Origin of the sequence: Paenibacillus sp. PK3_47, from assembly GCF_023520895.1 — a bacterium.
Lineage (GTDB): Bacteria > Bacillota > Bacilli > Paenibacillales > Paenibacillaceae > Paenibacillus_AQ.
On record NZ_CP026029.1, the window covers coordinates 2,532,563 to 2,545,323 of the forward strand.

The following is a 12,761-nucleotide window of genomic DNA, read 5'->3' on the forward strand; positions in this document are numbered from 1 at the left end:
TTACTGCATAATCTTATGGTTTTCATAGATACTCATTAATAAGCGCAGCTGTCTCCTCCGGGTGGCTGATATGAGGGTAATGTCCCTTTGCCTGCATCAGGCGGAGCTCACTGTTCTTCAAATTTTTGTGCAAATATTCACCAACCTGCAAAGGGACAATACTGTCATCCGAGCATTGCAGAATCAGAGTGGGCACCGCGGCCTCAGCCAGCGACTTACGGTGATCCGACAAAAACGTAACCTCCGCAAATTCCCTGGTAATCACGGGGTCGGCAGCAATAAAGCTGCGCTCCAAATCCTGAGTCAGCTCCGGCAGATGCGGATTGTTCATCGCAAGCGGTGCCATAAAGCTGGCCCAGCCGCTGAAATTCATCTCCATCATCTCCAGCAGCTCGGTAATATCGCTTCGTTCAAATCCGCCGAAATACCCGTCGCTGTCATTCAGATAACGGGGTGAGGGCCCGATCATCACCATCTTGCCAAACAGCTCCGGCCGCTCTATGGAAGCCAGCATACCGATCATGGAGCTGACAGAGTGCCCTACAAAAATAATATCGGTCAGCTGCAGCAGTTCGATAACATCCAGCAAATCCTGTACATACCCGCGGAACGTACCGTACTTCTCAACACTGTATGCGCTTAAATCAGAGTTGCCGGAACCGACATAATCAAAAAGTACCAGCCGGTATTTCTGTTCAAAGTAAGGCGTTATAAATTGCCACATGCTCTGATCGCATCCAAAGCCATGGGCGAACACAATCGTCTGCGCGCCTTCTCCAATTACTTTCACTTTATTCCTTGCCCTTACATCATTCATTCCTGCTTCTCCCTTATATTGCTTACTATCAGCTTATTGTGGACGTGAACAGCAAAAATAACAAGTAAATCGTTATGCCAATCCCCCTGATCGTTCCAGTTAAAATAAGGCTTTATGGTGAATCTGCCGGCTGCATTACAGCTGCCTACAGCTTCCTGGCGAATTCATTCAGCTTCTCGGACATCTGCTGAATCTCGGCAATGAACGCTGAGATTTGCTCTGAGGATGCTGCCTGCTCTTCGACGATGGCCGCAATCCGCTCGATAGAAACCCCCATTTGCGAGGTCGCCGCCTTGAAGGAACCGAGCGTATCCTGAATGGTTTTGGTAGAATTCACAGTCTCATTCGACAGCTTGCGGATTTCCTGGGCTACGACTCCGAACCCCCTGCCTTTGTCGCCGGCATGGGCCGCTTCAATCGCCGCATTAATGCCCAGCAGGTTGGTCTGACTGGCAACATTGTTAATCAGAGACACCACTTTATCCGTCTCATTCACCTGGCTGCTGCTTCTGTGTGCAATCGCGAGCAGCTGCTGGGTAGAATCAGCCAGCTCACTCGATCCGTCCGCTATCTGCAGGAGCCGGGCGCTGGCTTGGCTGAGCGAGACGGCCAACTGATCGGATATCGCTATCAGCTCGCTCTGCCGTCTGAGCTGTACCGCAATGCCGCCGATCACCTCGCCTTCAAGGTTATGAACCGGTGTTGCCGTTCCGGTAAATTCAAAGCCATAAAATTCAGCAGGCACCTCCGCTTTCAGTGCCGTATTGCTCCTGATTGCAGCAGAGAGCGGTTCCTCCGGGTGCAGGAATTGGCCTGCCTGAATATTCAAATGAATATTGTCACCCGGCCAATAGGCGAGGAATTTCTCCAGATCGCAGACTGCGATAGATAAATCAGCGGGGACCGCTGCTTTCAGCAAAGGAATTGCAGCAATGAGCTGCTCCAGCGAATCTACTTTATACATATTTTTAAAGCCACCTTTTTTAGTAAGTCTGGTTGTTCCTATATTTCGAGGTGTTTATCGCAATTTTTAATAATCTAAATTTATATCGGTTTACAGACAGATTTATTCAAGCATCTCCCTCTTTTTGAAATCAAAAAGAGCCCCTGAGGGCTCCTGTCAAAATGAATAGCCTGCAAATTTCTCGGCATTGCCCAGGCTGGTCCAAATATCGGGACTCTCTCCGCCGATATGCCAGTAAGCAATCCCCGCCAGCTTATGCTTCGCCGCAAGGTTAAATTTGGCAGTTAAGGAACGGCCGTCTTCCAGCCAAATGGTGTGCTTCAGCGATTGTGCCGTGTAACTGAACACATATTGCCCAATGACGCTGTCCCACACCGGACGCTGCCCGTAGCGGCTTACAATCGCGTTCTGCTCTATTAATGAGAGCGGAGCTGAGGACGGAGATATCCCGTCCTGCTTCAGCGTCCAGTCATGGTTAAAGAACGGCAGGGCCAATATCACCTTTTGACTGGGAACGGCTTTGAGCAGTGTGCTTACCGCTTTCTCATCATAGGGCAGTGAAGCATTGGACCCCGGATTCCGGCTGCCGCTGTAGTGCTCATCATAGCCCATCATCACGATATAGTCGGACTGTCTGCCAAGCGCGGCATAATCAAACGCCTCCGTCCAGTCTGTCCCGAGATCGGGAGAGACATCGACCGACAGTACGGCTCCGAGGGCGTGCAGCCTGGCAGCCAGTTGTGTAACAAAGGCAGTCAGCGCGGCCCGGTCTGCGCCGCCCACATTCTCAAAATCAATATTCAAGCCATCCAGCCCGTATTTGCTGACCGCTGCCGCCAGTTGATTCACCGCAGTGTTTCTCGATGACGCGCTGGAGAGCAGCTGATGTGTAGCGGCGAGGTCGGACCGGTTGCCCATCATTGCCCAGATCTGCTTCCCCTTCTTCTCAGCCCAGTGAACGAGTGAGGCATCGGTATAATCCGTAACAGCTCCGGTCCCGCCTACGAAAAACCAGCGCGGAGATAACGTATTTACATTGGATCTTAGAATGGTACTCTCATACTGGGCTGTCGTCTGGCCGTACTGCCAGCCCAGCACAATCTGCTGATCCGGCGCCTCTGCAAGCTCTGCCGCCCACGGCTTCCGCTGCAGTACACGGTCAATCAGCACCGCTGTCTCCTGCCTCGTAATCTTATCCGACGGCCGGAAGGCCCCCATCTCATCGCCCTTCATCAAGCCAAGCCTGCTGACAGCACCCACAGCGCTGCCTGCCCAGGCGGCAACCTCAGTCTTATCCTTGAAGGCCGTTTGTGCAGCTGTGGTATTCTCCGGCTGCTTAAGTGCCCTGGCCATCCATACCGCCGCCTCCTGCCGTGTAACCGGCTGTGCCGGAGCAAAGGTCGATCCCGAGGTGCCGCTCGCCAGCTCCAGCTGGACCGCTGCCTGGATCCAGCCATAATACCATGCATTTTTTGCAACATCGGTATAAGGTGATATAGGACCAGGCACTGGCTCAAGCTTCAGCAGCCGGTCCAGCACGGTGATGAACTCGGCTCTGGTAATCGGCTTGGCTGGAGAAAAGCTTGTCTCCGAGGTACCGGTCAATATCCTTTGATTATATAAATCTATGATTTCATTCCGGGCATAGCTGGCTGCGATATCGTCAAAAGGCAGCACAGCCCCGGCAGATGCATGCTGAATATACACTCCGCCTGCACACCAGACGGCTGCCGCTGCCACTGCTATCCGGCCCCATAATTTTTTTATTCCGATTGTTCTCGGCTCCCTCTGGCTGCAATTTGCCGAAAGTATACCAAATCCGAGGTCTGTTATCACCGCTAAAATATTGGAAGAACAGATAATTGTCATTTTATTCAGCAAATACTGCAGCGCAGCAGTTTAACAAAAAATCCACGTGGTAATGAATGGTAATATAGCCAATTATCCGCTCTACAAGAACCGGATCCATAGCTTTAAGCTGATAACATTTACGGGAGGAGAGCTTCGTTATGCATATTTCAGATTCACGCGGAGTTTCCGCGCAGGCAGCCGGCCCTGATGCACTGGCCGCCCATGCGGTAGATGCCATCGAGGGATTATCGGGCATTCATCCGGGTTACCGCCGCGCCCATGCCAAGGGGATTTGCTGCCGGGCTGTCTTCCGGCCGAATGGCCTGGCTGCAGCATTCACTACGGCTCCGCATCTCCAGCTGCAGGAATCAGAGGCCATTGTCCGCTTCTCAGGCAGCTCCACTGACCCCGCGCTGGCGGATGTCCTTTCACCGGCCAAAGGAATGGCGGTACAGTTCTCTCTGCCTGACGGAGAAGTGAGCAGCCTGGTCGGGGTTACGATACCGGTCTTTTTCGCCCGTACCCCGGAATCTTTCGTGGACATTGTTCAGTCCGTTCATCAGGCGCGCAAGGGTAAGCTGGGTCCCATTGATCTGGTCAAAGAAATTACGGCGCACTTCTCCGAGAGTAAGGAAGCAATGCTTGCCGTCCGGCGGCTGAAGCCCCCGGCCAGCTATGCCGAATCTCATTATTACTGTATTCATGCTTACTTCTTCAAGGACCATGAGGGTAATAGCCGCCCGGTAAAATTTGAGTGGAAGCCGGATGCAGGCGTGCGGAGCCTGTCCGCCGGGGACGCTGCCGCACAGCCGGACAATTATCTGGAGGAGGAACTGGAGCTTCGCCTTAAAGATGAGCCGGCCGTATTCCAGCTGATCGCCGTATTCGGTGAAAAGGACGATCCAACCGACGACCCGACCCGGGCCTGGCCGGAGGACCGGCGGAGAATCGGCATCGGACGCCTGTTCATAACCGGTATCACCGGTGAACAGGAGGGTCTGGTAATGGATCCTTCCGCAATTTCTGAAGGAATGGCCTTATCGGATGATCCTATTCTTCATTTCCGGCACGCTGCCTACGCCGATTCCCACCGCAGACGCAGCAGAGAGCGCTGACAGACCAGCGGCCGACGGCCCACATGCAAAGAAGCGTCCGGACACCTGAGTGTCCGGACGCTTTCTTTTTGCACGGCAAGCTAGATCAAAGCCGGTTATTTCGGGTAATGGGTTGAAAAGAACCGTAACCTATGCCAATCAGAGAGGACGTTATGTATGCAGCATGCCATGATTATTATCAACCCTTCATCCGGCAAAGAGCAGGCCCTGGAGCATATTGCATCCGTAGAAGAAATTTTGCGGGAAAAAGGATATACGGTTACAGTCAATGAGACGGCAAAAATAGGCGATGCTACTGATTTCTGCATCACTGCGTGCGGGGAGGCTTATGATCTGGTCGTATCGATCGGCGGTGACGGAACACTCCATGAGGTCATTAACGGGCTCAGCGGCCAGACCCACCGGCCCAAGATTGGAATTATTCCGCTAGGTACGGTCAATGATTTTGCCCGCGCCCTGCAGATTCCGCTCGACCCCCTCCAGGCCATACAGACTTTAACCTCCTCCAGCGTGCAGCAGGTGGATATCGGCCGCCTGAACGACCGGATGTTCGTAAACGTGGTAGCCGCAGGTTCACTGGCTGAAGCAGTATCCGCCGTAACATCGGAGGATAAATCCAGACTGGGGGCTTTTGCCTACCTCAAGGAAGGCCTTAAGGATCTTACAGGCGCTAATACCGGACACCCTCTGGTCATCCGTCATGATGATAAGGTCTGGGAGGGCGAATCTCCGCTGTTCATTGCCGCTCTGACCAATTCTGTAGGCGGATTTCAAAGGCTTGCCCCGGAAGCCGCGGTCGATGACGGCCTGCTGCACTGCTATATCATCAAAGACCTGAACCTGTTCAAAACCCTCACCGTCAGCCTGTCTCTCCTGCTGGGCAATCTCAAAAACCACAAGGATGTCATCTACTTTACAGCCAGACAGGTCCATGTCAGCTCTGCTGATACCATTATGACCAATGTTGACGGTGAAGAAGGGCCTGCCCTTCCCATCCGGCTTAGTACTATCCCGCAATATGTGCAGGTCATCGTACCGGAGCAGGCTTAACCAGCGGATTATGGGTTCTGGAGATCTCTTAGCCTTCCCCGGGAAGGCTAAGTTGTACTATATTCACTTAATTTCCCTTCGTACACCAGCCGCAGCCGGCTGCTCTGCCGGAAGTCATCCGGTGTCACCAGTGCAGGCAGCTTATTCCACAGCTTGATCCCCGACCGGTCCAGAATTTCCGCAACAAACTGTGAGCAAAAGTATGAATTGCTGAACTCCACCGGCTCCTTGAGCGCAATGCCGATCACACCGAGAATGTTATACAGATATTTTTGGCGGCTGCGGATAAAAATGTGCAGCACCCGCTTCATTTTTTCCACTTCACGTCCGGACACTTTCAGCTCATAGAGGACACAAGTCGTATTCGGGTATTTGCTGAATGTGCCTGTCTTGATATCCTCCCGCACAAATCCGCCGTTCAGCGGGTTGTTCGCGTGCTTCCTCCCGAAGCTGTACAGCTCGGACAACTCCCGGTTAAAGGAGATCGAAGCATGATTATACGGCGCTCTTGTGTAGCCTTGAATGAGTCTCGTAAACAGCGTTCCGGTATTTGTAAGCAGGATATAAACTGAGCATTCCTCTGCCATTTCCAAAATTTCCCCTTATCAAGTTTGAAGGTTTCCTTCATAATGAAAAAGCTGTATCCTTAGATATCTTAACATAAGATCCCTTTTATGGGATCCTATCTCCTGATAAGTTGGTGATTTGCTGGTGAACAGGTCCCTGTTAACATTAGTGCTTATTTTTGCCGCCCTGTCGGTAATCCATCTCATGTATGCGCTGGTCAGCAAGCTGCAGAAGGACAAAGACTATACAGGCATCGGCTTCCGTATCAAGACGTGGTGGGGCATGCTTTTTGTTTTTTGCCTGGCCACCTTGTTCAATCCCGTCGTCTCTTTGCTGTCCTTGATGGCCCTCAGCTTCTTCTCGCTCAAGGAGTATTTCTCCATGATCCGTACGCGAAAAGCCGACCGCAGGCTGTTCCTGTGGGCCTATCTGTCGATTCCGCTGCAGTTCTACTGGATCTATATCGAGTGGTACGGCATGTTTATTGTTTTTATACCCGTCTATGTTTTTCTGCTGCTGCCGCTTCCGCGTGTGATCAACAAAGGTACGCTCGGATTTCTGCGCAGCGTCAGCTCCACCCAGTGGGGCCTTATGCTCATGGTGTTCGGGCTCAGCCACCTCGCCTATTTCCAGTTTGCCACTCCGGAGTACGGGGCGGGACTGGTGCTGTTCCTGGTCGTGCTGACACAGCTTAATGATGCAGTCCACTACCTGGCATCCATCTATTTCGGCAAAAGAAAAATCGTCCCCACAGCCAACCCCAGCCTGACCTGGGAGGGCTTTATCTGTGCTTTTATTGTAACGGCCGCGGTATCGTATCTGACTTATCCGTATCTTACGCCGCTTACGCCGCTGTTCGGCCTTCTGTCCGGAATGCTGATCAGCCTTAGCGGGTTTTTCGGCAGCCTGACCGTATCCGTACTCAAGCGGGACCTGCTGATCGGGGATGACGACAAGTTCGCCGCCCTGAGCAAAAGCTACCTGAGCCGGGTCGACAGTCTGGCCTACACCTCGCCGGTATTTTTCCACGTCATCCGTTATTTCTTTGATTTTATGTAACCTTCCATTCATGTGAGTTGTTTATAATAGACATTCCTTATTGATAAGGGTGTCTATTTTTTATGGATTATTTTTTTCAGGAAAGTGCAGGGTTTCGTAAAAAGGGTTCGTCTATTGGGGTGGGGAAGGAGGAGAGAAGTCATTGATGAAGCGAGCTTGATCGATCAAATCGTAAAGGGTGACCATGCCAGATTCCGTGAAATTATTGACACCTATGGCAGGCATATATACCAGGTGACCTACTCTGTACTTCACCAGGCGCAGGAAGCGGAGGATGCCGCACAGGAAGCCTTTCTGCAAATCTTTAAATCTCTCCCCCAGTACCGTTCGGAAGGCTTCAAAACCTGGATTACCCGCATTGCCCTGCACAAGGCTATAGATGCCAAACGAAGGCTGAACCGCAGAGCAGCGGAGGTTAACGGACCGGACGATGGAGTTCTCCACATCCCCGACCTTCAGGCCGACATTGTACATCAGCTGATGAAAAAAGAGCAGAAGGACATGCTTTTGCAGAAAATATCGTCACTTCCCCCGCAGCACCGGGACATTATCGTAGACTTTTATTTGAACGGCAAAAACTATGAACAGATTGCTGAGCACTCGCAGATTGCGGTCAAAACCGTAGAGTCGAGACTTTACCGGGCGCGGCAGTGGATCAGAACACACTGGAAGGAGACCTCGTGGCATGAATAACCGTGATCAGCAGGACTGGAAAAGATATATACAGGGAGAAATGTCTGATAAGGAGCGGGACGGCATAGATGAACTGCTTCTTGAGGATCAGGAAGCTCTGGACGCCTATCTGAGTGCCTTGGCACAATTCCCGGTGTCGTCACTGCCGGATCAGGATTCTTTTGCAGAACAGGTAATGGCACGAATTGCACCTCCGGATGCAGAGACCGTACCGCAGAAGCGCACACGCTTCCGTATACAAGGCCTGCTTCATCATAAAATGCTCCATTATACTGTCGCAGCCTCCATCACCCTGCTGTTTCTCTCCACTGGCGTATTTGACTGGCTCGCACCCGGACATTTGGAGCTGAATGCCGGAATACAGCAGCCGTACAGTGAGAAGATGGTGGAGAAAGCAACCGGATGGCTGGATGAAATGAAACCAGAGCCTTATAGAAAATAAACATGGAAGGATGGAACCAGCATGCAGCATAACCGCAGCAAAATGATGGCTTTTCTGCTAAACATGATACCGGGTTTGGGCCATTACTATTATAGAAGCCGTGTGAAGGGGTTTATTTACGGCTTTATCTTTTTCGGGCTGGCCGGATTCGGCTTTATTCTGGGGGTGGACGGGGAGGAGGATGTCGCGCTATTTTTCTTATTTATGGCTGCGGTCCTGTGGATGATCAGCATGTTTGATATGGTGATCAAGCTCCTGCGGGAACCGGATGTTCCGGCACATTATCCGCAATATCCGTATTATCCCCATTATCACAGCCAGATGCCGGGTCAGCCGGAAGGAACATTTGAGCCGCCGTTCGGCTATCCTCCGCCTGAGAGCTATGTGTATCCTGAACAAGGGCGGGGACAGGGCAGGGACAGCGAGCGGTTTTATACGATTCTCTTATCCTTCGTCCCCGGCTTGGGGCATTTGCATTTAGGCCTTTTACAGCGCGGTTTATCTTTTCTTATCGGGTTCTTCGGGCTTGCGGTCATGCTGTTCTTTGTTGCTGCCATTTCCGGCCGGGAGATCTTCCTCGTCTTCCTGCTCCTGCTGCCGGTCATGTGGCTGTACTGCATGTTCGATGCGGTCCAGCATGTGAGCCGCAAGCAGGCTGGCGAGATGCTGGAAGACAAGACGTTATTCGAACAGCTTGAGCACGGCAGAAGCACCGGCCAGAGAAGCAAGGTGTTCGCGACTCTGCTGGCAGCTTTTCCCGGAGCGGGACATATGTATCTCGGACTGCAAAAAAGAGGCCTGCAGCTTATGCTGATCTTCCTCGGAAGCATTTATATCCTGGATTTGATGAACCTCTCCTTGTTCCTGTTTCTTATTCCGGTTATATGGTTTTACAGCTTTTTTGACGGCCTGCAGCAGAGCAGCAAATACGGCAAAGAGGTGCTGTATGACAAGCCCGTGATCGAGAGCTGGACCCGGTATCAGGGCTGGGTCGGCTTTGCGCTCCTGTTCCTCGGCGTTTACTATATCCTGATCCGGCTCGTGCTCCCGGAATTCGGCGGACAATTCTATTATGTCATTCATCAGGTACAGTCTAATATGAACACGATCGTCGTTTCGCTGCTGCTGATTGGCGGGGGCATCCATTTGCTGCTGAAGTCACGGAAAAAGAATCACGACGGTGAGGCGTTTCTTAGGGACCTGGAGCGGAAAGCCGAAGCCCCGAACTTTCGTGATCCGCTCAAATAAGCAGAGACAGCAGGAGGTTTATCATCGATGTCTGAAATCTATTATTTGATTATCATTCTGTTATTAGTGGTTTACATTTTCATTTTGCAGAACAAAGTAAGCAGGCTGCAGAGTAAACTAACTCATTTCCCGGCCGCCAGCATGGACTCCAAACTGGACGATGAGGTCAGGACTATGCTTGCGCAGGGGAAATCCAACGTTGAGATCATAAAGCATGTCAGACAGGCGGCCGGGCTGGACCTTCTCCAGGCAAAGTTATACGTGGACCGCATTATGGAACGCAAAGAGTCAGGGTCTGGGGAATGAGTGCAGCGAACTTCAAGCCGGCAGCCTCTCCAGCTAAGTGGAATTTCTCCACCTAATCCTCTGGTAAATATGAGCATTGTAATTTTAGCGGGAAAAAGTCCACTTAAATGTACTGAAATAGTCGCTAAAGACCATTATCCACCCAAATAGCTGGAGAATTTCCAACTAAAGCTCATAAATGCTGAAAAAGGACCGGATTAGGTGGAGTAATTCCCACTAACCTCTTACAGCCGCTCACTGAAGCAGACCTTGCCGCATTGCAGAAGGGTACTGTAAATCAGCCAATCGAACCGCCTCATATCTACCTTTTCATGGGAATCAACAGACCCGCACCATTTGCATCCGCTGCAATTATGTACGCAGTTCCCATCAGGGAATAACAAAGCAGCACGTCCCTTATTCCGGGGACGTGCTGCTTCTTTATGGGCCTTCCCGCTTACATCGGGCTGGTGCCAGTGTCTTCTGTCGCTGCTGCATCAGGTCTTGCTCCCCGGCCGCCCTCAGGTCTGGTGCCTCCGCCGAAGCCTCCCCGGCCGCCCCCGCCCATACCTTGGGTGGCAGTGGTGACTCCGGATTCATTGAGCCAGGTAGTGATGCCTGAGATTTCGAAGGACACTACTTCCGTACCGCCGCTGTAAGCACCGTCTGCATACAGGCCGTCTACGGCTGTGCCGGTCGAAGATCCGCCAGTGGAGAGTGTGTAAGAACCGCCTTGCTTAAGATCAGGAGAGCTGATAACAATCGACCGGTAGCTCTTGGATGGCGCGAAGGTTGCAATGGTATTGCCGTCACTGTCCTTCAAATTGACCAGCTGACCGGCCTCCTGTGATTCGGTAAAGGTCATGGCGACCGAGTATTGGCTGGATGTGTCCGTTGGGGCCTGCAGCATTCCCGCACTGCCTGCTACGACCAGATAACCGCCCGTAGTCTCAAAGGTGCCGTCATAATCCAATCCGCCATTGCCGTCATTGGTGGGACCATTGGTAATTACAGTACCGCCGGACATCAGAATCGAACCGTTCGAATCGAGTCCGTCACCTGCAGCATCTACAGTCAATGTACCGCCGCTGATCGTCAGCATTCCGCTGCCGGAGCTTGCGAACTGGCCGGCTCCGCCCGTGGCCTGATCAGCATTAGTATCGCTGCCGCCTGCTACGTTGACGCCGTCATCAGATGCTACTACATGTGTCTCGCCGCCGGAGATGGTAATGTTCCCGCCTTCAATGCCCTCGTAGCTTTTCGTAATATTGATGACTCCGTCGCTGATGGCTGTCAGGCTGTCCGCATGGATGCCGTCATCACCAGCCGTAATCTGCAAATCACCGTTTGTGATGGAGACATTGCTGTTGCTGTGTACCGAATCATCGGCAGAATCAATCGTGAAGCTGCCGCCGTTAACGGTAAGATCGCCGCCGGCTTTCAGCCCTTTCGCACTGGTGGATTCTGTCTCTGTTGCAGCTGCAGCAGCAGTATCGGCCGCAGCTGCAGATCCGCTGACTGCTGCGGAATCAGCGGCTGCATCATCAGGAATCTCCGGCATATCTGCTGGCGGTTCCGGCATGTCTGCCGGTGGCGCAGGTACACCTGCCGGTGCAGCTGCTGTACCCTCCCCGGCAGGTGCAGCTCCCGGAGCCTGTCCGCGCATTCCGCCGCCCATTTTACCGCCCATACCGCCGTCCATGCCAGGACCGCCCTGGTCGCCTGTCTTCACTTCGGCATTGGCACTGCCTCCGCCGGTAATCAGGTTGTACGTACCGCCGTCGATGACCAGTGACGTTTCGCTCTGAATTCCGTCATTCGCAGCGGTAATATCAAAGGTTCCGCCGGCAATCGCAATGAAACCCTTCTCCGCATCTTCATCATTCGTCGATTTGATGCCGTCACCCTCTGCATTAATCGTAATACTGCCATCCTGTACAGCGATCAGATCCTTACCGACAATCCCGTCATCGGCAGCCTTGACTTCAATTGTGCCGGATACAATCTTCAGGTCGTCTTTACTTGTAATTCCGTCTTTATAGTTAGCGGCCACTGTAAGCTTGCCTGTACCGTTAATAGTCAGATCCGCCTTGCTGAAGATCGCCGCAATCGGCTCATCAGTCGATGCATCATCAAATACATAGTTGGCTCCGTCTGTAACAGAATTGCTTGTACCCTCCTGCAGAGTCATGATCACCTTACCGGCTTCCTTGATGTAGACCGGTGCACTGTCTTTATTGGTCAGCGCAGCACCGTTCAGCACCAGGTGAACGCTGCTTTTGTCCTGAACATCAATGATAAGCTGTCCGTCATTCAGCGTACCGCTGACAACATAGGTCCCTCCGGCCGAAATGGTTACCGCAGAGCCGGAAGCTGCCGCCCCGGAACCGCTCACGGTTGCACCGGTACCATTCAGTGTAATTGCAGTTGTGCTGTCTGCACTCCACGCTGTAGCCGTATCCTCTTCATCAAAGCTCACGAGATCGGCTGTTTTGACATAGGCCAGCTGGACATTTCCTGATGTCCCGCTCTGGGCTGCTGCCGTTACTGCTGCCGTAGTGGCAGCTGAAGCTGACTGATTTGCCGTGTTCCCTGCAGAGCATGCGGTCACCGCAGCTGCCAGCAGCAGAACCATGCCTAATTTACTTCCTAAAATTAATTTACTCATTG

The 12,761-nt window shown here is 52.3% G+C and carries 12 protein-coding genes; 7 read left to right on the top strand and 5 right to left on the bottom strand.

All coding sequences use genetic code 11. From position 1 onward, the window contains the following. Window positions 1–22: 22 nt before the first annotated feature. The 3 genes from C2I18_RS11330 to C2I18_RS11340 form a co-directional block, all read right to left on the bottom strand. Entirely contained in the window at window positions 23–817 is a 795-nt protein-coding gene (locus C2I18_RS11330) for an alpha/beta fold hydrolase (protein ID WP_249901281.1), read from the bottom strand. A 145-nt stretch (window positions 818–962) separates the two neighbouring features. After that, window positions 963–1,781: a methyl-accepting chemotaxis protein gene (locus C2I18_RS11335; RefSeq protein ID WP_249901282.1), complete on the bottom strand. Its 819-nt coding sequence runs from the start codon at window positions 1,779–1,781 to the stop codon at window positions 963–965. 156 nt (window positions 1,782–1,937) lie between these two features. Further along, on the bottom strand, window positions 1,938–3,521 hold the full coding sequence (locus tag C2I18_RS11340; RefSeq protein WP_249901283.1) for an S-layer homology domain-containing protein: 1,584 nt from the start codon (window positions 3,519–3,521) through the stop codon (window positions 1,938–1,940). Between the two features lie 269 nt (window positions 3,522–3,790). On the opposite strand from C2I18_RS11340, the gene C2I18_RS11345 reads away from it, so the two are divergent. Further along, the gene (locus C2I18_RS11345) at window positions 3,791–4,747 is read left to right on the top strand and encodes a catalase (protein WP_249901284.1); all 957 of its coding nucleotides are present in this window, start codon (window positions 3,791–3,793) and stop codon (window positions 4,745–4,747) included. 156 nt (window positions 4,748–4,903) lie between these two features. Then, a complete protein-coding gene (locus C2I18_RS11350; protein WP_249901285.1) occupies window positions 4,904–5,797 on the top strand; it encodes a diacylglycerol/lipid kinase family protein in 894 nt (297 codons plus the stop codon). A gap of 47 nt (window positions 5,798–5,844) precedes the next feature. Here C2I18_RS11350 and C2I18_RS11355 read toward each other — a convergent pair whose 3' ends face one another. After that, complete coding sequence (locus tag C2I18_RS11355) at window positions 5,845–6,384, bottom strand: hypothetical protein (RefSeq protein WP_249901286.1); 540 nt, start codon at window positions 6,382–6,384, stop codon at window positions 5,845–5,847. A 124-nt stretch (window positions 6,385–6,508) separates the two neighbouring features. On the opposite strand from C2I18_RS11355, the gene C2I18_RS11360 reads away from it, so the two are divergent. The 5 genes from C2I18_RS11360 to C2I18_RS11380 all read left to right on the top strand — a co-directional run bounded on the left by C2I18_RS11360 (window position 6,509) and on the right by C2I18_RS11380 (window position 10,112). Further along, complete coding sequence (locus tag C2I18_RS11360; RefSeq protein WP_249901287.1) at window positions 6,509–7,423, top strand: phosphatidate cytidylyltransferase; 915 nt, start codon at window positions 6,509–6,511, stop codon at window positions 7,421–7,423. Window positions 7,424–7,579: 156 nt separating this feature from the next. Continuing rightward, complete coding sequence (locus C2I18_RS11365; protein ID WP_249901288.1) at window positions 7,580–8,116, top strand: RNA polymerase sigma factor; 537 nt, start codon at window positions 7,580–7,582, stop codon at window positions 8,114–8,116. Beyond that, window positions 8,109–8,558, top strand: coding sequence for a hypothetical protein (locus C2I18_RS11370; protein ID WP_249901289.1), 450 nt, complete (start codon window positions 8,109–8,111; stop codon window positions 8,556–8,558). Before C2I18_RS11365 ends, C2I18_RS11370 begins: the two co-directional genes overlap by 8 nt. Before the next feature lie 21 nt (window positions 8,559–8,579). Next, a complete protein-coding gene (locus C2I18_RS11375; protein WP_249901290.1) occupies window positions 8,580–9,806 on the top strand; it encodes a multi-tm2 domain protein in 1,227 nt (408 codons plus the stop codon). Between the two features lie 27 nt (window positions 9,807–9,833). Further along, on the top strand, window positions 9,834–10,112 hold the full coding sequence (locus C2I18_RS11380) for a hypothetical protein (protein WP_249901291.1): 279 nt from the start codon (window positions 9,834–9,836) through the stop codon (window positions 10,110–10,112). A gap of 436 nt (window positions 10,113–10,548) precedes the next feature. Here C2I18_RS11380 and C2I18_RS11385 read toward each other — a convergent pair whose 3' ends face one another. Beyond that, window positions 10,549–12,759 carry a carbohydrate-binding domain-containing protein gene (locus C2I18_RS11385; protein ID WP_249901292.1) on the bottom strand — a complete coding sequence of 737 codons (2,211 nt, stop codon included), beginning with the start codon at window positions 12,757–12,759 and terminating at the stop codon, window positions 10,549–10,551. Window positions 12,760–12,761 lie beyond the last annotated feature (2 nt).

What these genes read in the sequence shown, in the direction of transcription:
- C2I18_RS11330 (WP_249901281.1), bottom strand. Translation starts at nt 817, where the DNA reads ATGAATGATGTAAGGGCAAGGAATAAAGTGAAAGTAATTGGAGAAGGC.
- C2I18_RS11335 (WP_249901282.1), bottom strand. Translation starts at nt 1,781, where the DNA reads ATGTATAAAGTAGATTCGCTGGAGCAGCTCATTGCTGCAATTCCTTTG.
- C2I18_RS11345 (WP_249901284.1), top strand. Translation starts at nt 3,791, where the DNA reads ATGCATATTTCAGATTCACGCGGAGTTTCCGCGCAGGCAGCCGGCCCT.
- C2I18_RS11350 (WP_249901285.1), top strand. Translation starts at nt 4,904, where the DNA reads ATGCAGCATGCCATGATTATTATCAACCCTTCATCCGGCAAAGAGCAG.
- C2I18_RS11355 (WP_249901286.1), bottom strand. Translation starts at nt 6,384, where the DNA reads ATGGCAGAGGAATGCTCAGTTTATATCCTGCTTACAAATACCGGAACG.
- C2I18_RS11370 (WP_249901289.1), top strand. Translation starts at nt 8,109, where the DNA reads ATGAATAACCGTGATCAGCAGGACTGGAAAAGATATATACAGGGAGAA.
- C2I18_RS11375 (WP_249901290.1), top strand. Translation starts at nt 8,580, where the DNA reads ATGCAGCATAACCGCAGCAAAATGATGGCTTTTCTGCTAAACATGATA.
- C2I18_RS11380 (WP_249901291.1), top strand. Translation starts at nt 9,834, where the DNA reads ATGTCTGAAATCTATTATTTGATTATCATTCTGTTATTAGTGGTTTAC.
- C2I18_RS11385 (WP_249901292.1), bottom strand. Translation starts at nt 12,759, where the DNA reads ATGAGTAAATTAATTTTAGGAAGTAAATTAGGCATGGTTCTGCTGCTG.